This window comes from Nonomuraea basaltis (genome assembly GCF_005893125.1).
In the GTDB taxonomy this organism is placed as follows: Bacteria; Actinomycetota; Actinomycetes; order Streptosporangiales; family Streptosporangiaceae; genus Nonomuraea; species Nonomuraea basaltis.
In genome coordinates this window covers 13,174-30,413 of record NZ_VCJS01000006.1, presented here as the reverse complement: position 1 = coordinate 30,413, position 17,240 = coordinate 13,174, and the positions used below count along the sequence as shown (strand labels likewise).

At 67.1% G+C, this 17,240-nt stretch carries 20 protein-coding genes and 1 tRNA gene; 16 read left to right on the top strand and 5 right to left on the bottom strand.

The genetic code is table 11. The features are described 5' to 3' along the window. Nucleotides 1-144: 144 nt before the first annotated feature. The 12 genes from EJK15_RS04175 to EJK15_RS04135 all read left to right on the top strand — a co-directional run bounded on the left by EJK15_RS04175 (nt 145) and on the right by EJK15_RS04135 (nt 9,745). On the top strand, nt 145-372 hold the full coding sequence (locus tag EJK15_RS04175; RefSeq protein WP_138709019.1) for a hypothetical protein: 228 nt from the start codon (nt 145-147) through the stop codon (nt 370-372). After that, entirely contained in the window at nt 372-524 is a 153-nt protein-coding gene (locus EJK15_RS70185) for a hypothetical protein (RefSeq protein ID WP_171074105.1), read from the top strand. Before EJK15_RS04175 ends, EJK15_RS70185 begins: the two co-directional genes overlap by 1 nt. Then, nucleotides 524-1,708 carry an FtsK/SpoIIIE domain-containing protein gene (locus EJK15_RS04170; protein ID WP_138709018.1) on the top strand — a complete coding sequence of 395 codons (1,185 nt, stop codon included), beginning with the start codon at nt 524-526 and terminating at the stop codon, nt 1,706-1,708. Before EJK15_RS70185 ends, EJK15_RS04170 begins: the two co-directional genes overlap by 1 nt. Nucleotides 1,709-2,038: 330 nt before the next feature. After that, nucleotides 2,039-2,752: a DUF2637 domain-containing protein gene (locus EJK15_RS04165; RefSeq protein ID WP_240776754.1), complete on the top strand. Its 714-nt coding sequence runs from the start codon at nt 2,039-2,041 to the stop codon at nt 2,750-2,752. Between the two features lie 84 nt (nt 2,753-2,836). Further along, nucleotides 2,837-3,172, top strand: a complete 336-nt coding sequence (locus EJK15_RS04160) for a hypothetical protein (RefSeq protein ID WP_138709017.1) — start codon at nt 2,837-2,839, stop codon at nt 3,170-3,172. Next, nucleotides 3,172-3,336: a hypothetical protein gene (locus EJK15_RS70180; RefSeq protein WP_171074104.1), complete on the top strand. Its 165-nt coding sequence runs from the start codon at nt 3,172-3,174 to the stop codon at nt 3,334-3,336. The genes EJK15_RS04160 and EJK15_RS70180 overlap by 1 nt, the downstream gene beginning before the upstream one ends. Nucleotides 3,337-5,463: 2,127 nt before the next feature. Next, a complete protein-coding gene (locus tag EJK15_RS70175; protein ID WP_171074103.1) occupies nt 5,464-5,607 on the top strand; it encodes a hypothetical protein in 144 nt (47 codons plus the stop codon). Then, nucleotides 5,604-6,719, top strand: coding sequence for a DNA cytosine methyltransferase (locus tag EJK15_RS04155; protein WP_206060642.1), 1,116 nt, complete (start codon nt 5,604-5,606; stop codon nt 6,717-6,719). Before EJK15_RS70175 ends, EJK15_RS04155 begins: the two co-directional genes overlap by 4 nt. Then, complete coding sequence (locus EJK15_RS04150) at nt 6,716-6,955, top strand: hypothetical protein (protein ID WP_138709016.1); 240 nt, start codon at nt 6,716-6,718, stop codon at nt 6,953-6,955. Before EJK15_RS04155 ends, EJK15_RS04150 begins: the two co-directional genes overlap by 4 nt. Next, entirely contained in the window at nt 6,952-8,352 is a 1,401-nt protein-coding gene (locus EJK15_RS04145; protein WP_138709015.1) for a replication initiator, read from the top strand. Before EJK15_RS04150 ends, EJK15_RS04145 begins: the two co-directional genes overlap by 4 nt. After that, nucleotides 8,349-8,537 carry an excisionase family DNA-binding protein gene (locus EJK15_RS04140; RefSeq protein WP_138709014.1) on the top strand — a complete coding sequence of 63 codons (189 nt, stop codon included), beginning with the start codon at nt 8,349-8,351 and terminating at the stop codon, nt 8,535-8,537. The genes EJK15_RS04145 and EJK15_RS04140 overlap by 4 nt, the downstream gene beginning before the upstream one ends. Beyond that, nucleotides 8,537-9,745 carry a site-specific integrase gene (locus tag EJK15_RS04135; protein ID WP_206060641.1) on the top strand — a complete coding sequence of 403 codons (1,209 nt, stop codon included), beginning with the start codon at nt 8,537-8,539 and terminating at the stop codon, nt 9,743-9,745. Before EJK15_RS04140 ends, EJK15_RS04135 begins: the two co-directional genes overlap by 1 nt. 79 nt (nt 9,746-9,824) lie before the next feature. Here EJK15_RS04135 and EJK15_RS04130 read toward each other — a convergent pair. Both EJK15_RS04130 and EJK15_RS04125 read right to left on the bottom strand, forming a co-directional pair. Next, nucleotides 9,825-9,898 (bottom strand) — tRNA-Pro (locus EJK15_RS04130). 65 nt (nt 9,899-9,963) lie between these two features. Continuing rightward, nucleotides 9,964-10,827 (bottom strand): metallophosphoesterase, encoded by an 864-nt coding sequence (locus EJK15_RS04125; protein ID WP_138709102.1) that lies wholly within the window; start codon nt 10,825-10,827, stop codon nt 9,964-9,966. Nucleotides 10,828-10,916: 89 nt separating this feature from the next. Here EJK15_RS04125 and EJK15_RS04120 point away from each other — a divergent pair, with 89 nt between their 5' ends. Next, complete coding sequence (locus tag EJK15_RS04120) at nt 10,917-11,378, top strand: GatB/YqeY domain-containing protein (protein ID WP_138709013.1); 462 nt, start codon at nt 10,917-10,919, stop codon at nt 11,376-11,378. Between the two features lie 162 nt (nt 11,379-11,540). Here EJK15_RS04120 and EJK15_RS04115 read toward each other — a convergent pair whose 3' ends face one another. Next, nucleotides 11,541-13,793 carry a transglycosylase domain-containing protein gene (locus EJK15_RS04115; protein WP_240776753.1) on the bottom strand — a complete coding sequence of 751 codons (2,253 nt, stop codon included), beginning with the start codon at nt 13,791-13,793 and terminating at the stop codon, nt 11,541-11,543. Nucleotides 13,794-14,035: 242 nt separating this feature from the next. On the opposite strand from EJK15_RS04115, the gene EJK15_RS04110 reads away from it, so the two are divergent. Continuing rightward, on the top strand, nt 14,036-14,332 hold the full coding sequence (locus EJK15_RS04110; protein WP_020542548.1) for a WhiB family transcriptional regulator: 297 nt from the start codon (nt 14,036-14,038) through the stop codon (nt 14,330-14,332). A 51-nt stretch (nt 14,333-14,383) separates the two neighbouring features. On the opposite strand, the gene bagB is transcribed toward EJK15_RS04110, so the two are convergent. Together bagB and bagA are read right to left on the bottom strand one after the other, a co-directional pair. Beyond that, nucleotides 14,384-15,511: an ATPase BagB gene (gene bagB / locus EJK15_RS04105; protein WP_138709011.1), complete on the bottom strand. Its 1,128-nt coding sequence runs from the start codon at nt 15,509-15,511 to the stop codon at nt 14,384-14,386. Further along, nucleotides 15,508-16,509, bottom strand: coding sequence for an ATPase BagA (gene bagA / locus EJK15_RS04100; protein WP_138709010.1), 1,002 nt, complete (start codon nt 16,507-16,509; stop codon nt 15,508-15,510). Before bagA ends, bagB begins: the two co-directional genes overlap by 4 nt. A gap of 77 nt (nt 16,510-16,586) precedes the next feature. On the opposite strand from bagA, the gene EJK15_RS70170 reads away from it, so the two are divergent. Both EJK15_RS70170 and EJK15_RS04095 read left to right on the top strand, forming a co-directional pair. Next, nucleotides 16,587-16,742: a Sp36 family protein gene (locus EJK15_RS70170; protein WP_165959776.1), complete on the top strand. Its 156-nt coding sequence runs from the start codon at nt 16,587-16,589 to the stop codon at nt 16,740-16,742. Beyond that, complete coding sequence (locus tag EJK15_RS04095) at nt 16,739-17,197, top strand: RidA family protein (RefSeq protein WP_138709009.1); 459 nt, start codon at nt 16,739-16,741, stop codon at nt 17,195-17,197. The genes EJK15_RS70170 and EJK15_RS04095 overlap by 4 nt, the downstream gene beginning before the upstream one ends. Nucleotides 17,198-17,240: the final 43 nt, after the last annotated feature.

The window sequence follows — 17,240 nt, the reverse complement described above, 5'->3', positions numbered from 1 at the left end:
GGGCGAGCCGGTGACGGTGCTGAAGGAGGCTCCGCTGATGGAGCCGTTGTTCTGAAGGGTTTCCCGGAGCGGCCGTGTGCTTGGCGGCTTGGGCCGCTCCGGGGTCTCCGACCACCAACAAGAGGAAAGGAGACGGGTTCTAGTATGGCCGATTTCCTGATCTGGCTGGGCGGCGTGCTGGCGGCGTCGGTGTGTCTGTGGGCGTGGCGTCGGTGGGCGCCGGTGTCGTTCTGGTACGTGCTGGGCTTCCCGGTCAAGGCCGTGATGGTGTACGGGACGTGGCGGGCGGTGGCGTCGGGCTGCGGGTTGTCGAAGCGTCGGCGTCGCTGGCGCTGGAGTGTGCCGGGCTTCCCGGGTTGGGGGGCTGAGTAATGGCCGACTTCCGCAAGCTCACGACCAAGGAACTGTACGTCGTGCTGGGCTCGCTGTCGGAGCAGCAGAAGGAAGACGTGCTGATCCACTTCTACGGCTCGAACGAGGAAGCCTTCTACAGGGCGCTGAAGTCGATGGGCGGTGGCGGCTGATGCACGGGCTCATGGTCAAGCAGCGTCGCAAGCTGCACCGGGTGCAGGTGGAGAAGGCTCCGCGGCTCGGGCTGATTCGTCCGACTCCGCTCGGGTTCCAGGTGACGGCGTACTTGCATGACGGGCAGACGCCCGAGGACTACGAAGACGTGCTCGACAAGCTGGCGCATGCCTGGCGGGTGCATTGTGTGCGGCTGGTGTCGTGGAAGCCGGGCCGGGTGACGCTGGCGGCCACGCTGGTCGATCCGCTGGACACGGTGGCCGGGCTCGAGGTGACGGCTGACGGTCTGCTGCGGGTGCGGGCTGGGCTGTTGGACAACGGCAACGCGTACGTGATCGATTTCCGGACAGTGCCGCACTGGCTGAACGTGGGCGCGACCCAGTCAGGAAAGTCGAACCTGGCCAACGCCCTGATCAAGGGATTGGCGCCGCAACCGGTGGCGCTGGTCGGCTTCGATCTCAAGGGCGGCGTGGAGTTCACACCGTACCGGGCGCGTTTGTCGGCGCTGGCCACGGAGCGTTCGGAGTGCGCGGCACTGCTGGGTGACCTGGTCGGCATCATCAAGGCACGGATGGCGCTGTGCCGGCAGTACCGGGTCAAGAACATCTGGCATCCGCGGCTGCCGGACGCGATACGGCCGATCCCGATCGTGGTGTTCGTGGATGAGATGGCCGAGCTGTTCTTGATGGCCGATCCGGACAACGAGAAGGAAGAGGTGGCCGCGGTCGCCACCAGGCTGCTGCGTGTCGCGCAGCTCGGCCGGGCGTTCGGCATCTACCTGTTCGTGTGCGGTCAGCGGGTCGGTTCGGACCTGGGCAAGGGCGTGACCGCGCTGCGTGCGCAGTTGACCGGCCGCGTCTGCCACATGGTCAACGACGATGAGACGGCCAAGATGTGCCTGGGCGACATGGACCGGCGCGCGGTGGCGGCGGCTCGGCAGATCTCACCGGACCGGCCCGGCACGGCCGTGGTGATCGGCTCCGATAGCCGCTGGCATCACGCCCGTTCGGTGCACGTGCTCGAAGAGGAAGCCGAAGCAGCCGCCGAGCGGTACGCGGAACTCACGCCGTCATGGGCGCTGCTCACCGGCGGTCCCGCCATCAACGTGAACGATACCGCCGAGCTGGACGAGCAAGCGGTAGACGAGTTCGCCAACCCCGACATGGACGAAGTTCCCGTCTAGAGCACAGCCCGGGGTCGGCTCCTACGGGCCGGGCGTGAGCCCTGATCACGCCACGTCCTTACCCGAGCCTTGCCGCGATGCGGCTGAGAGAAGGGCGTGAGGGTGTCTCGCTGCATGGATGTGACCGAGATGCACGAGTTGGAGAAGCCGTGCCAGGGCTGCGGCCACCAATGGGCCGTCCACACCGGTGGCGCTAGTCCGGGCGGCTGGGCGATCTACGAGCCGACCTGGGCGAACGCGTCGGGCTGGTGCAAACACCCGGGCTGTACCTGCAAAGCCCGGAGCTGACCACAGGAAGGGAGGCGTGACCAAGTGGAACGAATGCGTCGGATGCTGGCCGATTCGGGGCCGGTAACGGTGCTGGCAGTAATCGCGGCAGTCGGCTCGTTCGATCACATCTCCAGCCTGGCCCGCAAGTACGGCCAAGAGGGTTGGCGCTCGTGGGCGGCGGCCGTCTGCATCGATCTGGTGTGCGTGATGGCCGCGCGGGAGATCCAGCGCGACAAGCGCACCGGCCGCCGTCGGCGCGGGCCGGTGTCGTGGCCGTCGCTGGTGCTGGCGGGCGGGATCGTGTTGACGCTGGCCGCGAACCTGGCCGAAGCACGCGATAGCGCGTGGGGCTGGATTATGGCGGCCACACCTGCGGCGGCGTTCCTGATCGCCATGTCAATGATCGAACGCCGGGCAGGCCACGGCAAACCGGCACGAGCGAAGGAAACGGGCCTGGTCTGGGAAGACCCGTCGCTGACACCCGACACAGGCGACGCGCCCCCGGCTGAGCGGGTGCACGTCGACCGAGTCGACGAGGCTGCCGGGCTGCCGGTGGAGCAGGGCGCCCCTGCTCTGGAACAAGCCTCACCCGCGCATGTCGAGCACGAGCCGGAAGTGCCGGCGCCGTCGCCGTCGCTGGTGGCCTATGCCCGCCGTCTGGCCGATGCCCACCGAGCCAGTCATGACCGGCCGATCACTGCCGAGCTGCTGCGCTCGCGCATGCATATCGCGCCGGAGCTGGCCGCGAGCCTGATCGCTCATTTGGAGGACTGACCTTGCATCCGGCCGCCCATCCCTTCCCCGGTGGGCGGCTCATGGAAAGCCAGTCCTGCCCCTTCCAGAAGGAGGAGAACACCGATGATGACCACCGATCCCACGGTCCGCTGCGAGTTCATCGCCGGGTTGCGCCGTCTGGCGCAGTTCCTGGCCGACAACCCCAAAGTGCCGGTCCCCAGCCACGGCGAGACGGTCCGTGTGCACGCCAAGGGGTGCAGCGATGAGGAGGAGCGCGCCCTGGTGGACCAGGTAGCCGAGCTGATCGGCTCACCTGCCAGCGGGGGCACGCACTACAAGACCACGCGCGACTTCGGGCCGATCACCTACGAGGCGCTCACGATCAGCGAGCAGTACATGCGCGATCACCAGGCGGCCAGCAGCTATTACGGCGTCGTGACGGCGTGGGGTGAGCGCTGATGTGGCGCCCTCGTCGCTGGCTCGGCTGGGCGGTTATCGCGTTCGCCGTCTTCTACCTGTTCACCCGTCCGGCTCAAGCCGCGGGAGCCGTCAAAGGCGTCTTCGGCGGAATCCTGAACAGCGCTGACCAGCTCGCTGTTTTCTGCGTCGCGGTTCTGGGCTGAAAGCGCCCCGGATAACCACGCCCAGCGATTTTCGCAATTCACGTTCACGAAAGGACAAGTCGTCATGGCAAGAAGCGGTCAATGCCGGACCTGCCGAGGCGTCGGCAAGATCGGCGAAATGAAGTCCACGCTCAAAAACGGCCAGCTTCTCGTTATCGAGGTGCGCCGCAAGTGCTTCACCTGCCAGGGCCGGGGCTCTCTGTAATGACATACCAGCCAATCTCGCCGCCGCTCGCTGACGTGTGCCAGGCGTGCGAGGGCCGCAGACTCATCTGCCGGACGGTGACCGAAAAGCGGTGGGTCATCCGGTGGAAAATGCAGCGATTCCGGCTGTGCTGGGCGTGCGGCGGCACAGGAAAATTTCCCGTTCGAAACCGATCCGGTTCCGGTGATCAGGAGGTGAACATGGCAGGCCAGCATCGCAAGACGTCCGACACGAAGAAGAAGGAATGCCGATGGTGCAAGGGTGCCGGCGGATTCCGGTCCGGGTCCATCCACATCTGGTGCGGCAGATGCAAGGGCAGCGGAGAGCGATAAGACGATGATCTCACTTCATAAGCGTACGAAGTAATAGAGAGGGAGGTGGGCAATGGTGGGCCTGTTGAAGAAGCCTGCTCCGCCGCTGGATTGCGATAAGTGCTCGGGCACGGGCCGCAGGATAAATGGGCGGTGGAAGATGGGCAAGGGCTATGAGTTCGAAGGGCAGACCTGCAAACGGTGCAAGGGTCGCGGAGCTCTTCCGTCCCGGTGAGTGACTTTGCATCCGGCCGCCCACCGTATGCAGGAGGGCGGCTCATGGAAGGCCACTCGTCAAACGAAGGAGAAAAGGAGAAATTACATGGCTGCTTCGCTGTGCCCGGAGTGCGGGAAGAAGGACAGCACGTGGTACGAAAAAGACAAGGTCGAAGTGTGCAATAACTGCACGTTGATTCTCTGGGAAGACCTGTGACGCGACAATGACAAACAGGCGCTTCATTCCACTGTCGTCGTATGCGTGCTGTACCTGTAACGGCACCGGGATCGACTCCGAAAGCCGAACGTGCCGAGACTGCAACGGCACCGGAATCGACAACCACAACTGAAAGCACGGACGGATGAGCAGAAAACAGATTCCACCGTGCCGACCGATGCCGCGGTGCTCGGTGTGCAAAGGCTACCTGTATGTGCGTACGAAGACATGCCCGAAATGTGATCGCTAGAAAAGCGAAGGGAGGCAAGATGAAGGATGTAATTACATACCGCACCGCGGGTGGCAGCACTGTCGTATGGGCCTTTGATCCCAAAGTCGCACCCTATGGTCGATGGGTGTGTGAGGGGTGCGGTGGCAAGGGTTACAACCTGAGCAGGCATGCAAATCAGCACGCCTCTCAGTGTTGGGCATGCTGAGGTCCGTCACATGTCAAACACAACAGGCATTAATAACAGGCGCGTGCGCTGCCCCGATTGCCGCTACGAGACTCGTCTGAGGCGCTTTGATGCGCTGCTCGTGGGCGAGGCCGGGCTACAGGTCGGCTGCCCCAACTGCCGCTACTCGTTCTGGGTCAACTTCGCTTAGTCCGCCTGCAAGAACCAGGAGAAAAGGAAACATGGTTCGCCGCTCGCAAGTTGAAAAGCTCAGGACCGCTGCTCGTGAGTACGAGAGAGCCATGAGCATAGGCACGACGAAGGAAATAGCGCGGTGTTATGCCGTACTGAACGCAGCATACCGGAACTCCTCGGAAGAGGAGATCTATACCGCTATTCACTGTTAGCCGCTGACACGCGGCAACTGTTGTTGGGTGCGCGCCCACGGAACGGCTCAGCTTGGCCGGCGTCCGCCGTCCCGTAGGGCGCGCCTCCTTCACCTGGCATCAAGCAAAGGAGATTCCAGTATGAAGCACAACCAGCCCACGAGCGTGCGCTGCGTACGCTGCGGCGGCTCGGGCCGCTCGCGCGGCAAGGTCGAGGCCCGCGAATGTCCTCGGTGCAAGGGCCGCGGTCGCTTGGCAGCCGATGACCTGCGTCCGGGAGAGGTGGCGGGGCTATGAGCGCGCCGACGCTGCCGCCGACCACGCCTAGCACGTGGCAGTGCCGTCGCTGCAAGGCGGTCAACTACGCCACGGCCATCTTCTGCCGGAGGTGCGGCCAATGAGCAAGGACAAGGTCTTCGGCTGCCCGCGCTGCCGGGGCGCAGGGTGGGTGCCGTCGTCAGTGTTCGACCCCGGCAGCGTGCGCGGCTGGCGCCGCTGCGACAACTGCAACGGCACCGGCAAGGCGGAGGCCAAGCGGTGACCGGGCGCGCAATCCTCAACCTGTTCGCCGGCCCCGGAGGCTTCGACATGGGTGCTCGCATCCTTGGCCTCTCTCAGCAGATCCGCGGCTACGACATCGACGCGGACGCCTGCGCCACAGCGACGGCCGCCGGGTTCGAGCGGACCCGGACCAGCGTCAAGGACCTCGACCCGGACAGCATGCGCGACGTCACCGGTGTGATCGTCAGCCCGCCTTGCCCCACGTTCAGCAAAGCGGGCAAGCGATCCGCGCTTCAGGAGGCCGACCACCGCGCCATCCTCGAGGCCATCACCAGGCTCGGTGACAGCCACGCCGGGACGGCGGCCGATGACGCCTACGCCATCGCCTACGAACTGGTACAGGACGAGCGGTCCGCGCTGGTCGTCGAGGCATTGAGGTTCGCTCTGCGCCTCCCGTACGCCCAATGGGTGATCTGCGAGCAAGTGCCCGCGGTCGCGCCGATCTGGGAAGAAATGTGCGCCGAGCTGGCCATGGCCCACGACTTCGAGCACTGCTCGGTGGTCACCCTCGACGCCGACGATCTCGGTGTCGCCTCGCTGCGGCGTCGGGTCTTCCTGATCGCGATCCGGCACCACACCCGCCCCTTGTCCGGCCTGCCGGCGGCGTCGTGGTGGACGTGCGGCCGGTTCGAGCCTCCCCGCATCGACGTCAACCTGTCGTCCACCGTCTTCCCGCGGGTGACGATGGCGCAGGCGCTCGGCTGGGGCTCGGGGGAGCGGGTCAACACCCGCGGCGCCCGCAAGACCTCCGGCGGGAATGAGTTCTCCGCCGACCGGCCGTCCTGGTGCCTGACCGAGAAGGCACGCTCGTGGAAACGCATCAGCGACGGCGCCCCACTCACCGCATCCCAGGCCGGGCTCTTGACCGGGTTCCCCGCCGACTACCCGTGGCGCGGGTCCAGGTCCAAGCAGTTCTTGCAGGCTGCCGACGTCGTCTCTCCTCCAGTGGCCGCCGCGATCCTCGGCACGGCTCTCGGCCTGGACTGGCAGCAGCCCGTACGCGACTACCTGGCCGACCTGTACTCCGGCAGCGCAACTCGTGGTGGCTTCGAGCCTGTCCAGCCGTCTCTGTTCGACGAGGTGGCCGCATGAGCCGCTACCGGGTCGAGGTGACCGAAACCTACGCCGACGGTGTCAAGGACAACCCCTGGAGCGTGGACCGCCGCGTCACGGCCGCGGAGGGCTCCTCGTGTCGGCGTCCGGTGGAGGTCAAGGCTAACGGCCAGCGTCGGCTGATCGCCTGCGGTCGTCGTCTTCCCGCTGCTCGGCAGTGCGATGCCTGCCTGGTCCGCGTCCAGGTCGTCGAGGTAAGGAGAGTGCAAGAGTGAGCGCGCCTGCGCTGCTCGCCGAGTGCGTCGGGCCGGTCTTGCGTGACCTGGCCCGGCGCTCCGGCAAGGACCTGTCCCGCTGGCTGGAGCAAGTTCACCGCCTGGGCGGCTGTACGGAACCGGTCCGTCTGGTGGGCGAAACGATGACGCTCGATGCCGCCTCCGGCGAGATCGTCTCGAGCTACAGCACCGCGGGCGAACCGCACGGCCATCTTCTGGTGCGCTGCGGCAACCGGCGCGCCTCGCGCTGCCCCTCCTGCGCTGAGTTGTACCGGCGTGACACCTTCCACCTGATCCGGGCCGGGCTGCTCGGCGGGGCGAAGGGTGTGCCGGCCAGTGTGCGCGCTCACCCTCGCGTGTTCGTGACACTGACGGCGCCCTCGTTCGGGCCGGTGCATCGCGGTCCCGACAAGAGCGGCGTGCGGCGGGTCTGCCACCCGCGCCGGACCGGCCCGACCTGTTTCGAGCGGCATAAGAGCGACGATGGCAGGATCGGCCAACCGCTCGATCTGGACTCCTACGACTACGTCGGGCACGTGCTGTGGAACGCGCACGCGGGCGAGCTGTGGCGCCGCTTCACGATCTATCTGCGCCGTCACCTGGCCGCCGCCGCAGGGCTGACCCAGTCGGCGTTCAACAAGGCGGTGCGGGTGTCGTTCGCCAAGGTCGCCGAATACCAAGCCCGCGGCGTCGTCCACTTTCACGGCGTGGTTCGCCTCGATGGCCGCACTACCGAACCGGCCGACGTGGTCGAACCGCCCCCGTGGGCCACGCTGGAGCTGCTGGAGACCGCTATCAGCTCGGCTGTGGCTGCGGTGCGGGTCAAGGCGCCGGATGTCGGCCAGCCGACTAAGGAGCTGGTGTGGGGCCGACAGGTCGACGTCAAGCCCATCGAAACGGGCGACCTCGACGGCCACCTGTCGGAGCAGGCCGTGGCCGCCTACATCGCCAAGTATGCGACTAAGGCCGCCGAAACCTCCGGCACCCTGGATCGGCGCATTCACGCTCATGACCTGTCCCGGCTGCGCGAGCAGGGCGCCAGTTCGCACGCCGCTCGCCTGATCCGCACGGCGTGGCGGCTGGGCAACCCGGAGTCGTACCCGGAGCTGACCGGGCTCAGATTGCGCAAGTGGGCTCACATGCTCGGCTTCCGCGGCCACTTCTCGACCAGGTCCCGCGCCTACTCCACCACTCTCGGCGCCGTCCGAGACGAGCGCGCCGACTACCGCAGAGCGCAAAGCGTGCACGGCGGGGCCGAGCTGCCTGAGGAGTCCACGCTCGTGCTCGCGCACTGGAGCTTTGCCGGCCAGGGCTACACCGCGGGTGAATCGCTGCTGGCTACATCGATCATCAACGGGCCGCCAGGCATGACAGCTCGAAGGGAGGTGGATCCATGAGTGTGATCACCAAGCGATGGCACAGCACGAAGGAGGTCGCCGAGATGCTCGGCTTCGGCCTGACCAAGACCAAGTTCCTGGTGCTGTCCGGCCAGATCCGCAGCGTAAAGGACGGCCGCCACCGCCGCATCCTTCCGCAATGGGTGGACGAGTACATAACCAAGATCGCAGAAGGGGAGGGATAGTGAGCCGACGAGGCAACGGAGAAGGATCCATCTACCCCGTCCCGGGCGGCTACCGGGCCTTCGTCTGGGTGACCACGCCCGAGGGCGTCCGGAAGCGTAAGTACGTCAAGCGCAAGACGTACGACGAAACACAGCAGGCGTGGAAGGAGCTCAAGGCCAAGGTGGAGAAAGGACCAGTCGCGGTCAACGCGCCAACCCTCGCAGCGTTCCTGCTGTACTGGGTGCGCGAGGTCGTTGAGCCGGAGCTGGCGCCACTGACAGCGAGCACCTACGAGACTATGGTGCGGCTGTACATCACGCCGTACCTTGGGACGAAACGTCTCGACAAGATCCAAGTTCGGGATGTGCGGTTGTGGCTGAACAAGCTACGTCGCACATGCCAGTGCTGCGCTCAGGGCAAGGACGCTCGACGTAAGGTTCCTCGCTGCTGCGCGGCAGGGAGGTGTTGCGACCAGATCGCGTCCGAGCGGACGATCAAGGATGCGCGGGGTGTGCTGCGCAGCGCTCTCAACACGGCCATCAGTGAAGAGATCATCGCCAAGAGTCCGGTGACGGGAGTGCGGCTGTCGGCCAAGCGCAAGCGGAAGATCAAGCCATGGTCGGTGGAGGAGGCTCGCGCGTTCCTGGAGTCGGCTCGGCGCTATGGTGACGCGTTGTATGCCGCGTACGTGCTCATCCTCGTGCTGGGCCTGCGTAAGGGGGAGCTGCTGGGGCTCACTTGGGATCGGGTCAACCTCGACGGCGCCGAGCTGGACGTCTCACGACAGCTCCAGCGAGTCAAGCGGCAGCTTCATCATCGGGAGACGAAGACCGAAGCTTCCGACGCGGTGCTGCCGTTGCCGGACGTCTGCGTTGCGGCTCTTCGGTTGCGACACAAGAGCCAGGAGGAAGCGCGGCAGCGAGCTGGAGAAACCTGGATCGAGTCGGGGTTCGTGTTCACCACCGAGCACGGCACGCCGTTCGAGCCGCGCAATTTCAACCGCCGCTTCGACACTCGATGCCGACATGCTGGCGTACGAAAGATCACTATCCACGACACGCGCCACACCTGCGCCTCGCTGCTGGCCGCGCTCGACGTGCACCCGCGGGTCGCTATGCAGATCCTCCGGCACAGCGACATCAAGGTCACGATGGAGGTCTACACGCACATCCCGTCCGAGGAGACGAGGAAGGCACTCAAGCGGCTCGGCGACAGCCTCGGCCAGTGAAGTGACATTGCTGCACTTTGCTGCTGCACAAAGATCAAAAGGCCACTCCCGATCTCTCGGAAGTGGCCTTTGAGCTGGGTCGGGGTGGCGGGATTTGAACCCACGGCCTCTTCGTCCCGAACGAAGCGCGCTGCCAAGCTGCGCTACACCCCGGCGCACGCCGGTCCTGCGCGTGCTTACGAAAGTCTAGCGGACTCCAACGGTGCTTGTGACCGCGTTTATCGGCGGGGCACGAGGGTGAGGAGCGAGGCTTCCGGGAAGCAGGCGAAGCGGACGGGGGCGTAAGGCGAGGTGCCGAGGCCGGCGGACACGTGGAGCCAGGCGCTGTCGTGGTGGCTCAGGCCCTTGACCCTGGCGCGATCGATGCCGCAATTGGTGACGAGGGCGCCGTAGAACGGGATGCAGAGCTGGCCGCCGTGGGTGTGGCCGGCCAGCAGGAGCTGGTAGCCGTCCGCCGCGAAGAGGCTCATGTTGCGGGGCTCCGGCGAGTGCATGACGCCCAGGCGGAGGTCGGCGTCGGCCGGGGCCGGGCCGGCCACGAGGTCGTAGCGGTCGCGGGAGATGTGCGAGTCGTGGATGCCCGCCACCGCCACATCCAGGTCGCCCACCTTGATGCGGGCCGTGGTGTTGTTCATGTCGAGCCAGCCCTCGGCCGCCATGCTCGCACCCAGCTCCTCCCACGGCAGGCTGGGGATGTGCTGGCGGCGTTCGTTCCTGGAGGTGCGCCAGAGGTAGCGGGCCGGGTTCTTGGGCTTCGGGGCGTACAGGTCGTTGGAGCCGTAGACGAACAGGCCCGGGCGGGACAGCAGGGGCTCCAGGGCGTGCAGGAGCGACGGTACGGCCTGCGGGTGCGCGATCGAGTCGCCGGTGTTGACGACCAGGTCGGGCTTCAGCGCGGCCAGCGAGCGGACCCAGTTGATGAGCATCGTGCGGCGCGGCGTCAGATGCAGGTCCGACAGGTGGAGGATGCGCACCGGGCGCTGGCCGCGCTCCAGCACGGGCACGTCGAACCGGCGCAGCCGGAACGAGTTGCGCTCCACCACGGAGGCGTAACCCAGCCCGGCCAGGCCGAGACCGAGCATGGACAGGGGCACTGCGACGGCTTTCCTCACGTACTCATGATGCCCGACATCCGGCGCGAGGCGTCCGCGCAGACGGCAAGATGGAGCTCATGAGCGCATTGAAGGACAAGCTGAAGGCCGATCTGACGGCCTCGCTGAAGAGCCGGGACGAGGTACGTCTCCGGACGATTCGGATGGCCCTGGCCGCCGTGAACGTCGAGGAGGTCGCGGGCAAGGCGGCCAGGGAGCTGAGCGACGACGAGGTCATCAAAGTTCTGACCAAGGAGGCAAAGAAGCGCCGGGAGGCGGCGGAGGCGTTCGGCAATGCGGGGCGGGCCGAGCAGGCCCAGGCGGAGCTGGACGAGCAGGCGGTGCTGGAGGAGTACCTTCCGGCGCAGCTGTCCGACGAGGAGCTGGTCGGGCTGGTCGACGCTGCCATCGCCGAGACCGGCGCCTCCGGGCCGCAGGCCATGGGGCAGGTCATGAAGGCCGTCAATCCGAAGGTCGCCGGGCGGGCCGAGGGAGGCCGGGTGGCGGCCACCGTGCGCGCCCGCCTCGCCGCCTCGTCCTAATCCCGCCCAGTCCCAGCTCTGGGTCCCCTCCCGGTCTGCGGCTCAGGCTCGAGGAGTCCGCGGCCCAGGTCCGGTGGAGTCCGCGGCCCAGGCCTGATGGAGTCCGCCCGCCCAGGGGGCGAGACAGCGTGCCGTCCGTGAGGCCTCCCCGATCGGGGGGCCTCAGCGGCCTGGGGTGATGGGGCCGATGTCGCCGCCGCGGCCGACGCCCCGGTCCGGCTCGCCATCCGGTGGGCCGTCGCCGTTGCCCGGCGGGTCGAAGATGTCGAACGGATCGCGGTCTCCCCGCGGTCCCTCATCTTCCTTCTTCTTCTTGGGTTTGGGCGCGCAGTGCTCCGTGCACCCGCCGAACCGCGAGCGGTCCACCGGTGTGAACCCGACCGGCTCGATCCCCTTCAAGGCGGAGATCATCGAGTCCTTCCAGATCCGCCCTGAGATGGACGCGCCGTACACGTACTGGTAGTACCGCCCGCCGATCTTGATGCCGATCAGCTCGTGGTTCTTGGTGCCGCGCGGGTCACCCAGGCTGACCGCGGAGGACATGTTCGGCGTGTAGCCGGCGAACCAGGCCGACATGTAGTTGTCGGTGGTGCCCGTCTTGCCGGCCGCGTCCCGGCCGATGCCGCCGACCTCCTGCATCGTGCCCTTGGTGAACACGCCGGACAGGATGCCGCTGACCGCGTCGGCGACCTCCTCCTCGAGGACCTGCGAGCACTTGGGCTTGTACTGCTTGGCCTTGCCGTTCCTGTCCTTGATCTCGGTGATGGCCAGCGGCCTGCAGTATTTCCCGCGCGAGGCGAACACGGCGTACGAGCTGGCGATCGTGACCGGGTCGACCTCGTTGACCCCGAGCGTGAACGTCTCCACCTCGGACAGCTTCTGCCCGTCGGCCCGCTTGACCCCGAGCTTCTTGGCCATCTTGACGACGCTGCAGAGCCCGACCCGCTCCTCCAGCTTGACGAAGAACGTGTTCACCGAGCCCCAGGTGCCCGACTCCAGGGTCTTGAAGCCGCCGCCGCCCTCGCTGGAGTTGCGCACCTCGTGCGACGGGTCTCCGACGTTCTGGCCCTTGCAGTTCTTGAACGTGCTGTAGCCGCCGGCGGTGTAGCCGGCGGGGGCGGGGAAGCCGTCGCCGTACTTCAGGCCCTCCTCCAGCGCCGTGGCCAGCGTGTAGACCTTGGCCGTCGAGCCCTGCTGGAACCCGCGGCCGCCGCCGTGCGCCGCGTCGGCCACGATGTTGTAGCTCATCTCGTTCTTCTTCTTGCTCCCGCCGAACTTCCGCGAGGCGGCCATCGCCTTGATCTCGCCGGTGCCGGGAACGACCATGGCCTGCGAGGCCACGGGCTTGTCCTTCGTGGAGACGTACTTCTTGATCGCCTTCTCCGCGGCCGCCTGCATCTTGGGGTCGATCGTGGTCTTGATCGTCAGACCGCCCCGCTGGAGCAGCTTCCTGCGCTCGTCCGCGTTCTTGCCGAACTCCTCGTTGTTGAGGATCTCGTACTGGACGTAGAGGCAGAAGTACGGATATTTGCTGGCCTCGCAGCCGCCGGGGAACTCGACGTCCTTGTAGCCCAGCTTCTTGGCCTTGGCCTCGGCGGCCTCCTGCGGCGTGATCTTCTCGAGTATGAGCATCCTGTCGATCACAGTGTTGCGCCGCTGCAGCAGCCGCTCCCGCGACTCGGGGCCGACGTTGGGGTCGGTCCTGGCAGGGTTCTGGACGGCGCCGGCCAGCGTGGCGGCCTCGACGAGGGTGAGCTCGGAGGCGGACTTGTCGAAGAAACGCTTGGCCGCGGCCTGGATGCCGTGCGCGCCCGCGCCGAAGTAGGCGATGTTCAGATATTTCTCGAGGATCTGGTCCTTGGCGTATTTCTTCTCGATCGCCATCGCGTAGCGCAGCTCGGACAGCTTGCGGGAGAGCGTCGGGGCGATGGCCGCCGCCTGCTCCTCCGGCGTCTCGGCCTTGTTGACCAGCACCTGCTTGACGTACTGCTGGGTGAGTGACGATCCACCCTGCGTCACGCCGCCGGTGGTGAGATTCTTGACGAGGGCTCTGGCCGTTCCCTCAACATCGATCGGCCCGTGCTGGTAGAAACGGAAGTCCTCGATCGAGATCAGCGCGGTCCGCATGATCGGGGCGACCTGGTCGAGGCGTACGGACTGGCGGTTCTCGTAGTAGAAGCGCCCGATCTCCTTGCCGTTGGCGTCGACCAGCTTCGTGCGCTCGGGAAGAGGGGGTTCGTCGAGGTCCTCGGGCTTGAGGTCGAGCCCCTCCACGGCGGTCTTCGCCGACACCCCGGCCCCGCCGACCGCGGGCAGAGCCACGGCGGCCGCGAGCACCCCGGCGGCCGTTCCCGCGATGATCAGACGCAGGACGGCCAGGATGGGGTTGGAGCGATCTTTGCGCTGCGCTTGCACGCTTCCAAGCGTACTTCGAAAGACTGACCTAATCGGTAGCGCCACCCCATTTCGCCTTGACTGGCGGGGGTGACTAGTCATTCCCGGTCAAGACTGCCGCGAGAATTTGGTCCTCTGGGGTCTGTCGGCCCGAACGGGTAGTTGCGTACGTTCTCCCTGCGGCAACTGAATACGGAGGCTCGGCGCCCGCGCCCGTCGGCCCCAAATGACGACTGACCACCTAAGGGGAGTGGGGTCGAAAAATGTGGATCACGGATTGGACCTCCCGTGCCGCCTGTAAGGGTGCGGATCCGGATGCCCTGTTCGTGCAGGGCGCCGCGCAGAACAGGGCCAAGCTCATCTGCCGGGGTTGCCCGGTCCGTACTGAATGCCTCGCCGATGCACTGGACAATCGCATCGAGTTCGGGGTGTGGGGCGGTATGACCGAACGGGAACGTCGCGCGCTGCTTCGGCGGCGGCCCGACGTGGACTCATGGCGAGAGCTGCTCGAGTCGGCCAAGGAAGAGTACGAACGGACCAATGAGCTGATCGCGGGCTGACCCAAGCCCGGCGAGCAGAAGTACGGCCGGCGCCGTCCGCCGGCCGTACTTCTATGAACTCGCCAGCAGCTCCCCGATCTGCCGCAACCCGGCCAGATCGTGAACGTCCTCGGACATGGCGCGGACCTGCACCACGGGCACCGTGGGGTGGGCCGAGACGAAGTGCTCCCGCTCGCGGCTCTCGCGGGCGGTGAGCTGCATCCGCCCGGCGTGCAGCCGCAGCACGGCGGCGGTCAGCTCATGCTCGCCCCTGGACTCCAGGTCCTCGGCCGCGGCGGCGCTACGAGCCGCTGAGAGCGCGGTGGCGGGGGACGTGTGCGCCCGGTTGACCACCAGGCCGGCCAGTGGCATGCGCTCCTCTGCGAGCCGCTCGACGAAGTACGACGCCTCGCGCATCGCGTCGCGCTCGGGCGCGGCCACCACGAGGAAGGCCGTGCCGGGGGCCTGCAGCAGCTTGTACGTCATCTCCGCCCGCTGCCTGAACCCCCCGAACACCGCGTCGAGCGCGGACACGAACGTCTGCAGATCCTTGATCACCTGCGCGCCGAGCAGCTTCGTCATGGCCCCGGCCATGAGCCCGAACCCGGCGTTGAGCAACCTGAACGCGCTGCGCCCGCCGGCCTTGGCCGGCGCCGTCAGCAGCCGGATGAACCGGCCGTCCAGGAACCGCCCGAGCCGCTCGGGCGCGTCGAGGAAGTCGAGCGCGGACCGCGACGGCGGCGTGTCCACCACGATCAGGTCCCACTCGTCGGAGCGGCGCAGCTGGCCCAGCTTCTCCATCGCCATGTACTCCTGCGTGCCGGAGAAGCTGGAGGAGAGGGACTGGTAGAAGGGGTTCGACAGGATCTGGGCGGCCCGCTCGGGGTCGGCGTGCGCCTCGATGATCTCGTCGAACGTACGCTTCATGTCGAGCATCATGGCGAACAGCTGGCCGCCGTTCCCGGCCTCGTCGACCAGGCGCGGGGTGTTGTCCAGTTCGGTGAGCCCCATCGACTGGGCCAGCCGCCGCGCGGGGTCCACGGTCAGCACGACCGCGCACCTGCCGCGCTCGGCCGCGCGCAGCCCGAGCGCCGCGGCGGTCGTGGTCTTGCCCACGCCGCCGGCGCCGCAGCAGACGATGATGCGGGTGTGGGGGTCGTCGAGTATCGCGTCGATGTCCAGCTGGGCGGGCTTCTTCACGCTGCTCCCTGGGTGCGGATGCTCTCTGCCAGCTCGTACAGGCCGGCCAGGTCGACGCCGTCGGCCAGCAGCGGCAGGTCGTAGCGCGGCAGCCCGGCCGCGGTCAGCGACTCGCGCTCGGTCCGCTCCAGCTCGGTGCGGTGGGCGTGCTCGGTCACTTCTCCGGCGAGCGCCTCGGCCAGCGCCGTGGCCTCCGCGCCGTCGGCCACCCCGGTCGACTTGAGCCCGAGCACCAGCTCCCCGATGTCGAAGCGGCCCTTGACAGCCGAGTCGAGGGCCGCCTGCGGGAGCAGTGATTCACGCACCATGTTGATGAAGATGCCGCCGGTGGGCAGCCCCGCGGAGCGCAACTCGACGATGCCGTCGAGGGTCTCCTGGACCGGCATCTCCTCCAGCAGCGTCACCAGGTGCACCGCCGTCTCGGGAGACTTCACGACGCCGCTGACCAGCTCTGAGTGGTTCTTGATCGGCCCCACCTTGGCCAGCCCGGCGACCTCTCGGGTGACGTTCAGGAAGCGCGTGATGCGGCCCGTGGGCGGCGCGTCCAGCACGACCGCGTCGTAGACCCGGCGGCCGTTCCTGGCGCGCCTGCGTACCGCCTCGGTCGTCTTGCCGGTGACCAGCACGTCGCGGAAGCCGGGGGCCACGGTGGTGGCGAAGTCGACGATGCCCATCTTGGTCAGCGCCCGCCCGGCCCGGCGCATCCCGTAGAACATCTCCATGTACTCGAGCATGGCTTCCTCGGGATCGATCGCCAGCGCGTACACGTCCCCGCCCGACGGCGCGACGGCGATCTTGCGCTCCTCGTACGGGAGCGGCGGCAGGTCGAAGATCCGCGCGATGCCCTGCCTGCCCTCGACCTCGACCAGCAGCACCTTGCGGCCGCCAGAGGCCAGGGCGAGAGCCAGGGCGGCGGCGACGGTCGTCTTGCCTGTGCCGCCCTTCCCGGTGACGACGTGCAGTCGTACGCCGGCCCAATCGGTGTCCGGAGAGTCCACGTTTCGAGGCTACCGAACGGTCACTTGTCGCAAGCCGGTGACCACCGTTTGAGATTGCTCACACTACTCTGACCCTCATGAAGAAATGGGAGTACCTCACCGCTCCGGTGCTGATCCACAACACCAAGATGATCCTGGACAACTTCGGCGCCGACGGCTGGGAGCTGGTCCAGATCCTCCAGGGCGCCACGCCCGAGCAGCTGGTCGCCTACTTCAAGCGGGAGAAGCAGTGACACCGGAGCAGAAGCTCGAGGAGCTCGGCCTGACGCTGCCCGAGGTGCCGAAGCCGGTGGCGGCCTATGTGCCGGCCGTGCGCACGGGCAATCTCGTCTACACCTCCGGCCAGGTGCCCATCGTGGAGGGCAAGGTGGTGGGCACCGGCAAGCTCGGCGCCGGTATGACCACCGAAGAGGGTGCGAGGATGGCCCGCATCTGCGCGCTCAACGCCCTGGCCGCCCTGAAGTCGGAGGTCGGCGACCTGCAGCGGGTCGTGCGCATCGTCAAGGTCGTCGTGTTCGTGGCCAGCGATCCGGCCTTCACCGAGCAGCCACAGGTCGGCAACGGCGCCAGCGAGCTGCTGGGCGAGGTGTTCGGCGAGGCGGGCAGGCACGCGCGCAGCGCGGTGGGCGTGGCCTCGCTCCCGCTCGACGTGCCCGTCGAGGTGGAGCTGATCGCCGAGATCGCCTGAGCGGGGATATGTCACCATGACCGAGTGATGTTCTAGGAGGAGG